The 14,611-nt window shown below is 71.1% G+C and carries 13 protein-coding genes; 8 read left to right on the top strand and 5 right to left on the bottom strand.

All coding sequences use genetic code 11. The features are described 5' to 3' along the window. Window positions 1–33: 33 nt before the first annotated feature. Window positions 34–933, bottom strand: coding sequence for a bifunctional helix-turn-helix transcriptional regulator/GNAT family N-acetyltransferase (locus ACZ4RZ_RS03340; protein ID WP_467741518.1), 900 nt, complete (start codon window positions 931–933; stop codon window positions 34–36). A 294-nt stretch (window positions 934–1,227) separates the two neighbouring features. Here ACZ4RZ_RS03340 and ACZ4RZ_RS03335 point away from each other — a divergent pair, with 294 nt between their 5' ends. The 5 genes from ACZ4RZ_RS03335 to ACZ4RZ_RS03315 all read left to right on the top strand — a co-directional run bounded on the left by ACZ4RZ_RS03335 (window position 1,228) and on the right by ACZ4RZ_RS03315 (window position 8,503). Then, window positions 1,228–2,739, top strand: coding sequence for an aldehyde dehydrogenase family protein (locus ACZ4RZ_RS03335; protein ID WP_467741517.1), 1,512 nt, complete (start codon window positions 1,228–1,230; stop codon window positions 2,737–2,739). Window positions 2,740–2,867: 128 nt separating this feature from the next. Then, window positions 2,868–4,397, top strand: coding sequence for a GMC family oxidoreductase (locus ACZ4RZ_RS03330; protein WP_467741515.1), 1,530 nt, complete (start codon window positions 2,868–2,870; stop codon window positions 4,395–4,397). Next, window positions 4,397–5,584 (top strand): quaternary amine ABC transporter ATP-binding protein, encoded by a 1,188-nt coding sequence (locus ACZ4RZ_RS03325; protein WP_467741513.1) that lies wholly within the window; start codon window positions 4,397–4,399, stop codon window positions 5,582–5,584. Before ACZ4RZ_RS03330 ends, ACZ4RZ_RS03325 begins: the two co-directional genes overlap by 1 nt. Beyond that, window positions 5,584–7,542: an ABC transporter permease gene (locus tag ACZ4RZ_RS03320; RefSeq protein ID WP_467741511.1), complete on the top strand. Its 1,959-nt coding sequence runs from the start codon at window positions 5,584–5,586 to the stop codon at window positions 7,540–7,542. The genes ACZ4RZ_RS03325 and ACZ4RZ_RS03320 overlap by 1 nt, the downstream gene beginning before the upstream one ends. Window position 7,543: 1 nt before the next feature. Continuing rightward, window positions 7,544–8,503, top strand: a complete 960-nt coding sequence (locus ACZ4RZ_RS03315; RefSeq protein WP_467741509.1) for an ABC transporter substrate-binding protein — start codon at window positions 7,544–7,546, stop codon at window positions 8,501–8,503. Between the two features lie 142 nt (window positions 8,504–8,645). On the opposite strand, the gene ACZ4RZ_RS03310 is transcribed toward ACZ4RZ_RS03315, so the two are convergent. The 3 genes from ACZ4RZ_RS03310 to ACZ4RZ_RS03300 are packed head-to-tail and all read right to left on the bottom strand — an operon-like array spanning window position 8,646 to window position 10,371. Beyond that, window positions 8,646–9,374 carry an isocitrate lyase/PEP mutase family protein gene (locus tag ACZ4RZ_RS03310; protein ID WP_467741507.1) on the bottom strand — a complete coding sequence of 243 codons (729 nt, stop codon included), beginning with the start codon at window positions 9,372–9,374 and terminating at the stop codon, window positions 8,646–8,648. Next, window positions 9,368–9,793: a carboxymuconolactone decarboxylase family protein gene (locus ACZ4RZ_RS03305; protein ID WP_467741967.1), complete on the bottom strand. Its 426-nt coding sequence runs from the start codon at window positions 9,791–9,793 to the stop codon at window positions 9,368–9,370. The genes ACZ4RZ_RS03310 and ACZ4RZ_RS03305 overlap by 7 nt, the downstream gene beginning before the upstream one ends. A gap of 56 nt (window positions 9,794–9,849) precedes the next feature. Beyond that, window positions 9,850–10,371 carry a carboxymuconolactone decarboxylase family protein gene (locus tag ACZ4RZ_RS03300; protein ID WP_467741965.1) on the bottom strand — a complete coding sequence of 174 codons (522 nt, stop codon included), beginning with the start codon at window positions 10,369–10,371 and terminating at the stop codon, window positions 9,850–9,852. An 84-nt stretch (window positions 10,372–10,455) separates the two neighbouring features. On the opposite strand from ACZ4RZ_RS03300, the gene pdxR reads away from it, so the two are divergent. Continuing rightward, window positions 10,456–11,856 (top strand): MocR-like pyridoxine biosynthesis transcription factor PdxR, encoded by a 1,401-nt coding sequence (gene pdxR, locus ACZ4RZ_RS03295; RefSeq protein WP_467741505.1) that lies wholly within the window; start codon window positions 10,456–10,458, stop codon window positions 11,854–11,856. A gap of 172 nt (window positions 11,857–12,028) precedes the next feature. On the opposite strand, the gene ACZ4RZ_RS03290 is transcribed toward pdxR, so the two are convergent. Further along, on the bottom strand, window positions 12,029–12,853 hold the full coding sequence (locus tag ACZ4RZ_RS03290) for a DMT family protein (RefSeq protein WP_467741963.1): 825 nt from the start codon (window positions 12,851–12,853) through the stop codon (window positions 12,029–12,031). A gap of 184 nt (window positions 12,854–13,037) precedes the next feature. Here ACZ4RZ_RS03290 and ACZ4RZ_RS03285 point away from each other — a divergent pair, with 184 nt between their 5' ends. Both ACZ4RZ_RS03285 and ACZ4RZ_RS03280 read left to right on the top strand, forming a co-directional pair. Next, on the top strand, window positions 13,038–13,388 hold the full coding sequence (locus ACZ4RZ_RS03285) for a hypothetical protein (protein WP_467741503.1): 351 nt from the start codon (window positions 13,038–13,040) through the stop codon (window positions 13,386–13,388). Window positions 13,389–13,423: 35 nt separating this feature from the next. Next, on the top strand, window positions 13,424–14,611 hold the full coding sequence (locus ACZ4RZ_RS03280; RefSeq protein WP_467741502.1) for a glutathionylspermidine synthase family protein: 1,188 nt from the start codon (window positions 13,424–13,426) through the stop codon (window positions 14,609–14,611).

The following is a 14,611-nucleotide window of genomic DNA, read 5'->3' as shown; positions in this document are numbered from 1 at the left end:
GAGCAGTTCATGCGCGGACGCCGCGAGCATTACCTAGTCCGAGGCGTGGGGCAGCCACTTCTCGAACCAGTGGGCGGCATACACGTTCTCGTCGTAGCGCGGGATCTCCGTGTACCCGCACGCCTGGTACATCGCCTGCGCCTCCGTGAGCACCGCGTGCGTGTCGAGCCGCACGACCTCGTACCCGCGGTCGACGGCCTGCCGCTCCAGGCCGAGGAGGATCCGGCGCGCGAGCCCGAGCCGCCGGGCCGCGGGGTGCACCCAGACATGCCGGATCTCGCCCACCCCGGGTTCGAGCCGGCGCAGCGCCCCGCAGCCCACGGGCCGCCCTTCCTCGTACGCGACCAGGAAGGCGCCCGAGTCCCCCGACACCTCATGGGGCTGTACGAGGGCGGCGGGGTCGAAGCCTTCCGGGAACCGTTCGTCGATGTCGGCGGCGTACGCGGCGAGGCAGTCCCGGGCGTCGCGGGAGGCGCCGTCGACGGGCTCCACGGTGATCGCGGCCAGCCGCAGCAGCCGCTCGGCGACGGCGACGGCGGCGGTGAGTTCGTCGCGCTGCCGAGCGTCGAGACCGCTCAGCAGCCCTTCGGCCAGCCCGTTGGCCCGCCGGTTCTGCTCCTTGACCTCGACGAGACCGGCCGGCGTGAGCTCCGCCAACCGCAGCCGGCTGTCCGCGGGATGCACGCTCACCCGTACCAGACCCTGCGCCTCCAGAGCCCGGATCATCCGGCTCAAGTACCCGGCGTCCAGGCCGAGTCGGCTCCTGAGGTCTCGCAACGAGGCCCCGGCGTGCCCGATCTCGAAGAGCAGCCGTGCCTCGCCGAGGGGACGGTCCTGGCCGAGGTAGTGATCGTCGAGCACGCCGATGCGGCGCGTGAAGTAGCGGTTGAACCGCCGCAGCGCCTTCACATGGTTCGCTGACACTGGCTCCATATTTCTTTGACTTTAGTCAAAGGAAAAATGGGTGTCCATGGGTCGGGGCAAACACGTGAGGGTCGCGTCGGCGCCCTTCTTCAGGGACTTTGCGTCGCCTCCGGGGTGCCGATCACTCTGAGCGTGTGTTTCGGGAAATTTGGTCGCATTTTCGATGCTTTTTCAGTGACCCGGCGCACTTTTGGTCACGGGTTGTGCATGCATCCGGGGTCGGGGGGCAGGTGCTCCCGGCCCCCGAGGGTGACACGCGTGTGACGCAGGGGCACTGAACAGGAACGGAAGGCAACACCGATCATGGCCGGACAGCAGGCACAACAGACCATTCACGTGGGCGGCGAGTGGCGCGAAGCCGTCTCCCGCGCCACCCGCGAGATCCTCGATCCCGCCGATGCCAAGCCGTTCGCCGTGGTCGCGGAGGGTGACGAGAAGGACGCGGACGCGGCTGTCGAGGCCGCCCGCCTCGCCTTCGACGCGGGCCCGTGGCCGCACACCCCGGTGGCCGAACGCGCCGCCCTCCTGCGTCGCGTCGCCGATCTCCTCGTACGCGATCGCGAGCAGCTCGGGCTCCTGGAGAGCCGCGACGCGGGCAAGACTCTCGAGGAGGGGCGCGTCGACATCGACTGTGTCGCCGACGCGTTCCGGTACTTCGCCGATCTCGTCGTGGGCGAGGGCGGCGGACGGGTCGTGGACGCGGGCTCCGACGACATCCACAGCGTTGTGGTGCACGAGCCCGTCGGCGTCTGCGCGATGATCACGCCCTGGAACTACCCGCTCCTGCAGGCCAGTTGGAAGATCGCGCCCGCGCTCGCCGCCGGGAACACCTTCGTCGTCAAGCCCAGCGAGATCACTCCGCTGACGACCATCGCGCTGATCGAGCTGCTGGTCGAGGCCGGGCTGCCCGCCGGGGTCGCCAACATCGTCACCGGGCCGGGGCACACGGTCGGCGCTCGCCTCGCCGAGCATCCCGACGTCGACCTCGTCTCGTTCACGGGCGGCCTCATCAGCGGTACGAAGGTCGCGCAGGCCGCCGCCGTGAGCGTCAAGAAGGTCGCCCTGGAGCTCGGCGGCAAGAACCCGAACGTCGTCTTCGCCGACGCCTGCGCGACCGAGGAAGGCTTCGACACCGCCGTCGACCAGGCCCTCAACGCCGCCTTCATCCACAGCGGTCAGGTGTGTTCCGCCGGGTCGCGCCTCATCGTCGAGGAGTCCGTGCGCGAGCGCTTCGTCGCCGAACTCGCCCGCAGGGCCGGGAGGATCAGGCTCGGGCGCGGTACCGAGAAGGGTGTGGAGTGCGGGCCGCTCGTCTCCGAGCAGCAGCGCGAGAAAACCGAGGCGTACGTCGCCTCCGCGCTGGCCGAGGGTGCGGTGCTGCGGGCGGGCGGCAGGCGGCCCGAGCCGTCCGAGGTCCGGCCCGCCACCGGGTACTTCTACGAGCCGACCGTCCTCGACCAGTGCCACCGCGAGATGAGGGTCGTCCGTGAGGAGGTCTTCGGGCCGGTCCTCACGGTGGAGACCTTCCGCACCGAGGAAGAGGCCGTCGCGCTCGCCAACGACACCGAGTACGGGCTCGCCGGCGCCGTATGGACCGCCGACGCGGGCCGCGCCCGCCGCGTCGCCGGACGGCTGCGGCACGGCACCGTCTGGATCAACGACTTCCACCCCTATCTCCCGCAGGCGGAGTGGGGCGGTTTCGGCAAGAGCGGGGTGGGGCGCGAGCTCGGGCCGGCCGGTCTCGCCGAGTACCGCGAGACGAAGCACGTGTACCAGAACCTGGCGCCGAAGCCGGTCCGCTGGTTCACGGGCTGATCCCGGTCCGCTGGTTCACGGGCTGATCCCGAGCCGCTGGTTCGCCGGCTGAAGTCCGCCGTCCCCCGACCCGTCCCCCCACCACCGCTACGCGCCGTACCTTGCACGCCCCAGAGGAGCACCACTTCATGTCCCAGCACGAGAACACGTACGACTACGTCGTCATCGGCGGCGGCACGGCGGGCTCCGTCATCGCATCCCGCCTCACCGAGAACCCGGACGTCACCGTCGCCGTCATCGAGGGCGGCCCCAGTGACGTCGACCGCGAGGACGTCCTCACCCTGCGCCGCTGGATGGGCCTGCTCGGTGGAGAGTTGGACTACGACTACCCGACGACCGCGCAGCCGCGCGGAAACTCGCACATCCGGCACAGCCGCGCCCGGGTGCTCGGCGGCTGCTCGTCCCACAACACGTTGATCGCGTTCAAGCCGCTGCCGTCCGACTGGGACGAGTGGGAGGCAGCGGGCGCCAAGGGCTGGGGCGCGGTGCCGATGGAGGCGTACTACGCACGGCTCCTCAACAACATCGTCCCGGTCGACGAGAAGGACCGGAACGCCATCGCCCGCGACTTCGTCGACGCGGCGCAGCAGGCGCTGGGCGTACCGCGCGTCGAGGGCTTCAACAACAAGCCGTTCACCGAGGGCGTCGGCTTCTTCGACCTGGCGTACCACCCGGAGAACAACAAGCGGTCGAGCGCGTCGGTGGCGTATCTGCATCCGGTGATGGACCAGCGCGCCAACCTGACGCTGCTGCTGGAGACCTGGGCGTACAAGCTGGAGCTGGACGGGACGCGGGCGACGGGCGTGCACGTCCGCACCAAGGACGGCGAGGAGATCCTCGTACGGGCTCGGACCGAGGTCCTGCTGTGTGCGGGCGCCGTGGACTCGCCGCGGCTGCTGCTGCACTCCGGCATCGGGCCGCGCGCCGAACTGGAGGCGCTCGGCATCCCGGTCGCGCACGACCTCCCCGGTGTCGGCGAGAACCTGCTCGACCACCCCGAGTCCGTCATCGTCTGGGAGACCGACGGGCCCATCCCCGAGAACTCCGCGATGGACTCCGACGCGGGCCTGTTCGTGCGCCGCGACCCGGAGCGCCAGGGGCCGGACCTGATGTTCCACTTCTACCAAGTCCCCTTCACGGACAATCCGGAGCGGCTCGGCTATGAGCGCCCGGCGCACGGCGTGTCGATGACCCCCAACATCCCCAAGCCGCGCAGCCGCGGGCGCCTTTACCTGACCAGCGCCGACCCGGCCGAGAAGCCCGCCCTCGACTTCCGCTACTTCACGGACGAGGACGACTACGACGGCCGCACCCTTGTCGACGGCATCAAGATCGCCCGCGAGATAGCCAAGGCCGAGCCGCTGGCCGGCTGGCTCAAGCGCGAGGTATGCCCCGGCCCCGCCGTCACGGACGACGAGGAACTCAGCGCGTACGCGCGCCAGGTGGCGCACACCGTGTACCACCCGGCGGGCACCTGCCGTATGGGCGCGCCATCGGACGAACTCGCGGTCGTCGACCCCGAGTTGCGCATCCTCGGCCTCGACGGCATCCGGATCGCCGACGCGTCCGTCTTTCCGACCATGCCCGCCGTGAACCCGATGATCGGAGTGCTCATGGTCGGGGAGAAGTGCGCCGAGCTGATCGGTGGTGGTGCGTGATGAGTACCGCGACCCCGCGTCAGGACAAGGGCACTGAGCCCGTCTTCTCCGTGCACAACCTGTGGAAGGTCTTCGGCCCCAAGGCCGAGCGCGTCCCCGCCGACCCCGAGCTCGCCGCGCTCGGCCCCGCCGAGCTGCGCTCGCGCACCGGCTGCACGGCCGCCGTCCACGACGTCAGCTTCGACGTGCGCAAGGGCGAGGTGTTCGTGGTGATGGGCCTGTCCGGCTCGGGCAAGTCCACGCTCGTGCGCTGCCTCACCCGGCTGATCGAGCCCACCTCCGGCGGCCTCGCGATCGACGGCGAGGACGTCCTCGCCATGGACAAGGCCCGGCTGCGCGAACTGCGCCGCCACCGCGCCGCGATGGTCTTCCAGCACTTCGGCCTGCTGCCGCACCGCACGGTCCTCGACAACGTCGCGTACGGCCTGGAGATCCAGGGCGTCTCGCGTGCGGAGCGCCGCGCGAAGGCGGCCGAAATCGTCGCCAAGGTCGGCCTCGAGGGCATGGAGCAGCGGAGGCCGGGTCAGCTGTCCGGCGGACAGCAGCAGCGCGTGGGCCTGGCCCGGGCGCTCGCCGTCGACCCCGAGGTCCTCCTCTTCGACGAACCGTTCAGCGCGCTCGACCCGCTGATCCGGCGCGACATGCAGGAGGAGGTCATCCGGCTCCACCGTGAGGAGGGCCGCACGATGGTCTTCATCACCCACGACCTGAACGAGGCCCTGCGCCTCGGCGACCGCATCGCCCTCATGCGCGACGGCCGCATCGTCCAGCTCGGCACCCCTGAGGAGATCGTCGGCTCACCCGCCGACGACTACGTCCGCGAGTTCGTACGGGACGTGCCGCGCGAGCAGGTGATGACGGTGCGTACGGCGATGCGGGCCGCGTCCGCGGAGGAGGCAGGGCGGGGCCCGGCGGTGTCGCCCGACACAACGGTGTCGGAGGCGATCGAGGCGGTGGCCCGCACCGGCTCCCCGGCTCGGGTCATGGACGAGGGCCGCTGCGTCGGGGTCGTGGACTCCGGGGCGCTGCTGGGGGTGGTCGCTCGTACAGCTGCGGGCAGTCGTGCCGCTGGGGCGGCGCCCGTCCCACAGAGAGGCGGCACCCGGCCGGCGTCGGCCGGCGACACCCAAGTCCCGGCCGACCCCGACACCGGTTCCCCTGCCGCCCCCGGCGAGGAGGTGGCTTGATGGCTACCGCAACAGCGCCGCTGGGCCGTACCGGGCCGGCCGAGCGAGCCAGAACCGTCGTCCGCCACCGAGCCGCACGCAAGCTGGCCCTGCTCGCCCTGGCGGCAGCCGTGATCGTGCCCGTCCTCAACGCCCGCTGGGCAAGCGGAACCTGGCCGCACGCGCTCACCGTCGACCTCACCGACCCCCTCGGCAAGGTCAGCACCTGGATCATCGACAACAGGGACAGCCACCCCCTGTTCCTGTACTTCTTCGGCTACGTCAGCAACGCCGTCGTCCTTTCCGTACGCGCCGTCTACCTCGTGCTGCTCGCGGCAGGCTGGGCAGGCGTGACAGCCGTGGCGGCCCTCGTCGCCTGGCGAACGGCGGGCGTACGGCTGGCCCTCGGCACCGCCGTCGCGTTCCTCACCTGCGGCCTGCTCGGCATGTGGGTGCCCACCATGCAGACGCTGGCGCTCATGGTGGTCGCCGTGATCGCGTCCGTGGCACTGGGCACGCTGCTCGGCCTCGCCGCGGGCCTGTCCGACCGCACCTACCGCGCACTGCGGCCCGTGCTGGACACCATGCAGGTGCTCCCGGCGTTCGCGTACCTGCTCCCCGTCGTCCTGGTCTTCGGCATCGGCGTCCCCGCGGCCGTACTGGCGACCGTCGTGTACGCCGCCCCGCCCATGGCCCGCCTCACCGCGCTGGGCCTGCGCGGCGCGGACACCAGTGTGATGGAGGCCGTCGCCTCGCTCGGCGCCACCGCCCGCCAGCGGCTGCTCACCGCCCGCCTGCCCCTGGCACGCAAGGAACTCCTGCTCGGCCTCAACCAGACGATCATGATGGCGCTGTCCATGGCCGTCATCGCCTCCGTGATCGGCGCGGGCGGCCTCGGCGACCGCGTCTACCAGGCGCTGGCCTCCGTCGACGTCGGCGCCGCGCTGGCCGCCGGAGTCCCGATCGTGCTGCTCGCGGTCGTCCTGGACCGGGTGACGGGAGCGGCGGGGGAGCGGCTCGGGGGCGACTCCCGGGGGAACCCGATGGCATGGGCGTACGCCGCCGTGGTGGCCGTCGCCGTCGCGCTCGCCGGACGTCTCACGGACCGCCTGGACTGGCCCGACGCCTGGGCCGTCCACATCGCCGAGCCGGTGAACCGCGCCGTCGACTGGATGACCAATCACCTCTACTCCGGCGTCCCCTACATCGGCGGCACCGCCGACTGGGCGGGCCACTTCACGACCTGGATCCTGGACCCGCTCCGGGACGGCCTCCAGTGGCTGCCCTGGTGGTCGGTCCTCCTGATCGTCGCCGCCCTCGCCTGGCTGATCGGCACCTGGCGCACCGCGCTCACCGCCGTCCTCGCGATGGCCGCGATCGGTGTGCTGGGCGTCTGGAAGCCGTCGCTGGACACGCTCTCGCAGGTGCTCGCGGCGGTCGCCGTGACCCTCGTCCTGGGCTTCGCGATCGGCATCGCCGCCGCCCGCAGTGAGCGCGTCGAGCGCCTGCTGCGCCCGGTGCTGGACGTCTTCCAGACCATGCCGCAGTTCGTGTATCTGATCCCGGTGGTGGCCCTGTTCGGCGTCGGCCGCGCGCCCGCCGTGGCCGCGGCGGTCGTCTATGCCCTGCCGGCCGTCGTCCGCATCACCACCCAGGGCCTGCGCGCAGTCGACCCGGCGGCGCTGGAGTCGGCCCGCTCGCTCGGCGCGACCAGCGGCCAGCAACTGCGCCAGGTCCAGCTGCCGCTGGCCCGCCCCGCACTGCTCCTCGCCGTCAACCAGGGCGTCGTCCTCGTCCTCGCCGTCGTCATCATCGGCGGTCTCGTCGGAGGCGGCGCGCTCGGCTACGACGTCGTCTTCGGCCTCGCCCAGGGCGACCTGGCGACCGGCCTGGTCGCCGGCGCCGCCATCGTCTGCCTCGGCCTGATGCTCGACCGGGTGACGCAGCCGACGGAACGCCGCGCGAAGAAGGGAGCGTGACATGCGACTGCGTACGACTTATGTGGTGGCCGGTGCCTCGGTCCTGATGCTGCTGACCGGCTGCGGCGCCGCCGACATGACCAAGCAGGCCTCGCCCTTCGCGAACGCCCAGGGCGCCAGGACCGTGACCCTGTCCGTGCAGTCGTGGGTCGGCGCCCAGTCCAACGAGGCCGTGGCCCAGTACCTCCTGGAGCACGAGCTCGGCTACCGCGTCGACACCGTCCAGGTCGACGAGGTCCCCGCCTGGGACGCGCTCAGCCAGGGCCGCGTCGACGCGATCCTGGAGGACTGGGGCCACCCCGATCAGGAGAAGCGCTACGTCGAGGACAAGAAGACCATCGCGCGCGGCGGTGACCTGGGTGTCACCGGCCACATCGGCTGGTACGTCCCCACGTACTTCGCCCAGCAGCACCCGGACGTGACGGACTGGAAGAACCTCAACAAGTACGCCGACCAGCTCCGCACCGCGGAGAGCGGCGGCAAGGGTCAGCTCCTCGACGGCTCCCCGTCCTACGTCACCAACGACAAGGCCCTGGTCAGCAACCTGAAGCTGAACTACCAGGTGGTGTTCGCCGGTTCGGAGGCGGCGCAGATCACCCAGATCAAGCAGTTCGCCAAGGAGAAGAAGCCCTTCCTCACCTACTGGTACTCCCCGCAGTGGCTCTTCGAGAAGGTCCCCATGACTGAGGTGAAGCTCCCCGCCTACAAGGAGGGCTGCGACGCCGACACGAAGAAGGTCGCCTGCGCGTATCCGCACACCCCGCTCCAGAAGTACCTCAACGCGGACTTCGCGAAGACCGGCGGCAAGGCGGCCCAGTTCCTGAAGAACTTCAAGTGGACGACCGAGGACCAGAACGAGGTCTCCCTGATGATCGCCAACGACAAGCTGTCGGCCCAGGAGGCGGCGAAGAAGTGGGTCCAGTCCCATGAGTCGACATGGAGGCAATGGCTCCCGTCGTAGCCGTCCCAGCTGTGGGCATGCATGCCGCCAGGGGCGGCACCCGTCCCAAAGAGAGCGGCACTCCGTAAGCGCCGGGCTGTGCGACCCACCCCAAGCTCGGTCCCCACGCCGGGCGCCTCACAAGGAGGCGCCCGGCAAAGGCCTACCGCAGGCCGGCCGCAATCCCCCGCACCGCTTCGGCCGCCCGCCGCTGCAACCCCGGCCCGAACGTAACCCGCGTGGCCCCGAGCTCCCCCAGCTCGGACACCGGGGGCCCGTCAAGCCGGGCGAACACATTCACCGGCCCCTGAATCCCCGCCCGCAGCAGCGGAAGTACATCGATGGGCGCCCCGATCGGATACACGCAGTCGGCCCCGGCAGCCACGTACAACGCGGCCCGCTCGATCGCCCGCTCCGGATCCGAGTCCCCCCGCACGAAGACATCGACGCGAGCGTTGACGAAGAGCTGCTCACCCGCGGCGCCCCGCACCTCGGCGAGCCAGTCGGCATGCCGCGCCGCATCCTTGAGAACACCCCCGTCGGAGTCCTCCAGATTGCAGCCGACCGCACCCGCTTCCAGCAGCCGCTCCACTAACTCCTCGGGCGCGAGCCCGTACCCGTCCTCGACATCCGCTGACACGGGCACGTCGACGGCCCGTACGATCCGCGCGACCGCAGCGAACATCTCATCGGCGGGCGTGGCCCCGTCCTCGTACCCGAGCGACGCGGCGACCCCGGCGCTGGGCGTGGCGAGCGCCGGGAACCCGGCGTCCGCGAACACTCGCGCGCTCGCGGCGTCCCAGGGGCCGGGCAGGACCAGCGGCTCGCCCGGGAGACGGCCCTGGTGCAGCGCGCGGAATCTCTCGGCCTTGGTCGCGACCTCGCTCACCATTGCGTGCTCCCCGCCGGGATACGACGGCTGACCATCAGCCGGTTCCACCCGTTGATGACAGTGATCAGCCCGATGAGATGGGCCAGTTGGCCCTCGCCGAAATGCTCGGCCGCCCGCTCGTACACCTCGTCCGGCACGCCTGCCTCGGACTTCGTCCGGGAGGTGCCCCCGGTCAGGACCGTGACGGCCTCGGTCAGCGCTAACGCCGCCCGCTCACGCTCGCTGTACAACTCCCCGGCCTCCTCCCACGCGTTGAGCAGCCGGATCCGGTCCTCGTCGACCCCCTGCTTGCGCGCGAGCTTCAGATGCATGTCGAGGCAGAAGGCGCAGTGGTTGAGCTGCGAGGCGCGGATCATGACCAGCTCGGCGAGGGCAGGGTCTTCGAGCCCCTTCTTCGCGGCGGCGCTGAGCGCCTGCATCGCGGTACGGACGCCGGCGTCGAGGCGGGTCGTGCGCGCCCTCCCGAGGGCGGCCGTCACTTGTACTGCCCCGCCTTATAGTGCCCGGGAACGAGGCGGCAGGTCACGCCGAACCGGTTCCACGCGTTGATCACCGTGATCGCGGCGATCAGCTGGGCCAGCTCGGCCTCCTCGAAGTGCGCGGCGGCGTGCTCGTACACCTCGTCCGGCACGAAGCCGTCCGTAAGGACCGTGACCGCCTCGGTCAGTTCGATCGTCGCGAGTTCCTTCTCCGTGTAGAAGTGCTTCGACTCCTCCCAGGCGCTCAACTGCACGATCCGCTCGACGCTCTCACCCGCCGCGAGCGCGTCCTTGGTGTGCATGTCGAGGCAGAAGGCGCAGTGGTTGAGCTGCGAAGCGCGAATCCTCACCAGTTCCAGGAGTACCGGGTTCACACCCCGCCGGGCCGCCGCGTCGAGCTTGATCATGGCCTTGTAGACGTCGGGGGCGAGCTGGGCCCAGCGCAGCCGGGGGCTGTGCTCGGGGGCGTACCGCACGGTCGCGGCGATCGTCTCGGTCGGCTCGGTCGTCCCGTGCATCGTGCTCTTCGTGGTCTCGTCCGTGTGGGTCGTCATGCGATCGACCCTATGAGGCGGAGTAGCCCAGGGGTATGGTCCATTTCTATGGCGAAAACATGGGCCACTTTGGGGGCCGACGGGGTAGATCTCCATGTCGAGCTGACCGGTTCCGGCGTCCGCAAAGGCCTGACGGACGCGCTCCGCGAGGCGGTCCGCAGTGGCCGTCTGGCCCCCGGAACCCGCCTCCCGTCCTCCCGCTCGCTCGCCGCCGATCTCGCCATCGCGCGCAACACGGTCGCCGACGCGTACGCCGATCTCGTCGCGGAGGGCTGGCTGACCGCACGCCAGGGCTCGGGCACGAGGGTGGCCGAGCGGACGGTGGTGCGATCGGCGCCGGAGCGGGCGCCGCGCAGACGCGAGCAGGGGCGCCCCACCTACGACCTGGTCCCCGGCAGCCCCGACCTCGCCTCCTTCCCGCGCACCGCGTGGCTCAAGGCGGCCCGCCGCGCGCTGACCGCCGCGCCGCACGACGCCCTCGGCTACGGCGATCCGCGCGGCCGCCCCGAACTGCGCACCGCCCTCGCGGGCTACCTCTCCCGTGCCCGAGGCGTACGGGCCGACCCGGAGCGCATCGTGATCTGCTCCGGCTTCTCGGACGGCCTGACACTGCTCGGCGCGGTGCTGCGCCAGCGGGGCCTGCGCTCCCTCGCCGTGGAGTCGTACGGCCTGGACGTCCACTGGAACCTTGCGCACCGCTCGGGCCTGCGCACGACGCCGCTCCCCTTCGACGAACTGGGCACGCGCACAAGCGACGTGTCGGGCGTGCGAGCCGTCCTGCTCACCCCCGCCCACCAGTTCCCCATGGGCCTGCCGCTCCATCCGGACCGCCGGGCCGCGGTGGTGGACTGGGCCCGCCGCACCGGCGGGCTGATCCTGGAGGACGACTACGACGGCGAGTTCCGCTACGACCGCCAGCCGGTCGGCGCGCTGCAGGGCCTCGACCCCGACCGCGTGGTCTATCTGGGCACCGCCAGCAAGTCGCTGGCCCCCGCGCTGCGCCTGGGCTGGCTGGTGCTGCCACCGTCGCTCGCGGACGAGGTGGTCTCGCTGAAGGGCGGCGGGGGCTGGTCCACCGGAGCCCTGGACCAGCTGACCCTCGCCGAATTCATCACCTCGGGCGCGTACGACCGTCACGTCCGGGCCGCCCGGCTCCGCTACCGGCGCCGCCGGGACGCACTTGTCGCCGCCCTCGCGACCCGGGCCCCCGCCGTCCACGCCACCGGCATCGCCGCCGGCCTCCACGCCGTGCTCCAACTCCCCCCGGGCACCGAACAGTCGGTGGTCCAGGCCGCCGCGTGGCAGGGCCTCGCCGTCCACGGCCTGTCGCGCTACCGCCACCCCGACGCAGCCCCCGAGCCCCTGGACGCGCTGGTCGTGGGCTACGGCACACCACCGGACCACGCGTGGTCGGGCGCACTGGACGCGCTGTGCCGGGCGCTGCCTTGACGGTTCCCTCGGCGCAGGGCGGGCTTGCGGATTTCAGCCTGTCCGGCGTGCGAGGACGAGCGCGAAGCGCGATACGGGGGTCTGGGGGCGCAGCCCCCAAGGACGATGGGGGTCCCCTGCTCGAGCGAAGCCGAGAGTTTGGCGGAGGGCAGGGGCGTAGCGGGCGAAACCCCTACGCCTCCTCACCCGGCGCCTCCCCGAACCGCGCCAGCGCCAACGCCCCCGCCACAGCCACCGCAAACCCGAGAACCGCCAGCCACGACAGCCCCTCCCGTGTACGGTCCCCCAGCCACACCACCCCCACCACCGCGGGACCGATGGTCTCCCCGATGACCAGCCCGGCGGTAGCCGTCGTCACCGAACCCCGCTGCAAGGCCGAGGTGAGCAGGAGAAACGCCGCCCCTCCACCAAGGAGCAGCGCATACGTCGCCGGATTGCCCAGCAACGCCCCCGGATCGAGGTCGTCGATGAGCCGCACCGCCACCTCGACCACCCCGAACCCGAACCCGGCGCCCAGCCCGAGGGCGAGCGGACGTCCCCGCTCGGGCAACCGCCCGCCCACGAGGCCCAACAGCAGCACGGCGACGGCCGTTCCCAACATCGCGTACTTCAACGCCGTGGACCCCGCCACTTCCCCCTCCGTCCCGGACGCAAGCCCCAGCATCGCGAGCCCCGCGCACACCACCCCCACCGCGCCCCACTCGACCCGGCTCAACCGCACCCGCAGGAGCCGCGAGGCCACCACCGCCGTCACGGCGAGACTCGCGGCGAGCGCCGCCCCGACCGCGTAGATCGGAATCGACCGCAGCGCGGCGATCTGCAGCAGGAACCCCACCCCGTCTAGCGCGAGCCCCGCCAGATACCGCCACTGCCGCAGCGCCCGCAGCAGGAGTGCCGTGTCGCCGCCCGGCCCGCTGTCGGCCGCGGCACGCGCTGCCATCGCCTGCAACACCGTCGCCGTACCGAAACAGACCGACGCGCCAAGGGCGCACATCATTCCAAAGAGCACGAAGTGACTGTAGGGGACGGTGAATCGCGGGGGGTCACTGCGGGCTTCCCGCAAGCGATCTCTAATCTGATCACCTTGCGCGGGCGAATGAATTGAACAGAACACAGCACCGCTCAGAAACAGCGGCGATCACGCACCGCTCAGAAGTAACGGCGACAACGGGGGAACGGACATGGCAGACACTCGACGGCAACTGCGCTCGGGCACGGTCGTGCTCGGCGGCATGGGACTCCTCGCGGCGGCGCTCACCGCCTGCTCCTCGGACCCCGACAAGCGCTGCGTCGACCGCGACAGCTACAACCTCACCAAGGGCTACAAGGTCGTCGCCGACAAGAACTGCAAGTCCACCAAGACATCGGCCAACGGCTCCTGGTACTACGGCGGCAAGAAGAAGAGCGGCTGGGTCGACGGCGGCTCCTTCACCAAGCCCCGCAAGGGATCCGGCAGTTCGAGCGGCGGCGGCCACGGCAGCAGCGTCGACCGCGGCGGCTTCGGCAGCGGCAAGGGCAGCTCCGGCGGCTGAGCCGGGCCGGAACCAGGACACGGAAAACCAGGACAGTGGAACGCCGCACGATCGAGCCCCGCCCCGGCTGGCAGCAGACCGTCGAGGAGCAGGGCCTCATCTACCCGCTCACCCGCTACCCCGACGACTCCCTGCGCCCCTACTGGGACGAGAGCGCGTACTACGTCTTCTCACTCCCCGAGGTCGAGGCGCTGGAGGAGGTCGTCGAGGAACTGCACCGCATGTGCCTGGCGGCGGCCGACCACATCGTCACCGCGGACCGCTTCGCCGACCTCGGCATCACCGAACCGCGTGTCGCCGAACTCGTCGCCGAGGCCTGGCACCGCCGTGCCGAACTCCCGTCCGTCTACGGTCGTTTCGACCTCCGCTACGACGGCACGGCCCCCGCGAAGCTCCTGGAGTACAACGCCGACACCCCGACCTCCCTCGTCGAGGCCGCGAGCCCCCAGTGGTTCTGGATGCAGGACCGCTTCCCGGGCGCCGACCAGTGGAACTCCCTCCACGAGCGGCTGGTCGCCGCCTGGAAGAAACAGGGCACCCTCCTGCCGCCGGGCAGCCCCCTCTACTTCGCGCACTCCGCCGCCGACGAACTGGGCGAGGACCTGATGACGGTCGCCTATCTGAAGGAGACCGCGGAGCAGGCCGGCCTCGACACCGACTGGATCTCGATGGAGGAGATCGGCTGGGACCCCCTCTCCGGCCGCTTCGTCGACAACCAACTCCGCTTCATCCGCAGCTGCTTCAAGCTCTACCCCTGGGAGTGGCTCACCGCCGACCGTTTCGCCGACCACGTCCTGGACACCCTCGACAACGGCGGCGGCACGGGCAGCACCCTGTGGATCGAGCCCGCCTGGAAGATGCTCCTCTCCAACAAGGCCCTCCTCGCCATCCTCTGGGAGCTCTACCCGGACCACCCGAACCTGCTCCCGGCCTACCTCGACGGCCCACGCGAGCTGGCGCGCACCAAGGGTTACGTCGCCAAGCCCCTCCTCGGCCGCGAGGGCGCGGGGGTGACGGTGCACGAGCCGGGCGCCGCCCCCGTCGTACGCCACGAAGAGCCCTGCTGCTACCAGGAACTGGCGCCCCTGCCCGCCTTCGACGGCAACCGTGTCGTCCTCGGCGCCTGGGTCGTCGAGGACGAGTCCGCGGGCCTCGGCATCCGCGAGTCCTCCGGCCTGATCACCGACGAGTACGCCCGCTTCCTGCCGCACGTCATCCTCTAG

It is taken from the genome of Streptomyces sp. NPDC027189, from assembly GCF_055566975.1.
Note: the sequence above shows the minus strand (reverse complement) of the source record. Positions and strands in the feature narration are given on the sequence as shown.

Bases quoted from the DNA above. Each gene is read 5' to 3' on its own strand.
- ACZ4RZ_RS03325 (WP_467741513.1), top strand. From the start codon at position 4,397: ATGAGTACCGCGACCCCGCGTCAGGACAAGGGCACTGAGCCCGTCTTC.
- ACZ4RZ_RS03315 (WP_467741509.1), top strand. From the start codon at position 7,544: ATGCGACTGCGTACGACTTATGTGGTGGCCGGTGCCTCGGTCCTGATG.
- ACZ4RZ_RS03300 (WP_467741965.1), bottom strand. From the start codon at position 10,371: ATGCACGGGACGACCGAGCCGACCGAGACGATCGCCGCGACCGTGCGG.
- ACZ4RZ_RS03335 (WP_467741517.1), top strand. From the start codon at position 1,228: ATGGCCGGACAGCAGGCACAACAGACCATTCACGTGGGCGGCGAGTGG.
- ACZ4RZ_RS03285 (WP_467741503.1), top strand. From the start codon at position 13,038: ATGGCAGACACTCGACGGCAACTGCGCTCGGGCACGGTCGTGCTCGGC.
- pdxR (WP_467741505.1), top strand. From the start codon at position 10,456: ATGGCGAAAACATGGGCCACTTTGGGGGCCGACGGGGTAGATCTCCAT.
- ACZ4RZ_RS03310 (WP_467741507.1), bottom strand. From the start codon at position 9,374: ATGGTGAGCGAGGTCGCGACCAAGGCCGAGAGATTCCGCGCGCTGCAC.
- ACZ4RZ_RS03320 (WP_467741511.1), top strand. From the start codon at position 5,584: ATGGCTACCGCAACAGCGCCGCTGGGCCGTACCGGGCCGGCCGAGCGA.
- ACZ4RZ_RS03340 (WP_467741518.1), bottom strand. From the start codon at position 933: ATGGAGCCAGTGTCAGCGAACCATGTGAAGGCGCTGCGGCGGTTCAAC.
- ACZ4RZ_RS03330 (WP_467741515.1), top strand. From the start codon at position 2,868: ATGTCCCAGCACGAGAACACGTACGACTACGTCGTCATCGGCGGCGGC.
- ACZ4RZ_RS03305 (WP_467741967.1), bottom strand. From the start codon at position 9,793: ATGCAGGCGCTCAGCGCCGCCGCGAAGAAGGGGCTCGAAGACCCTGCC.
- ACZ4RZ_RS03290 (WP_467741963.1), bottom strand. From the start codon at position 12,853: ATGATGTGCGCCCTTGGCGCGTCGGTCTGTTTCGGTACGGCGACGGTG.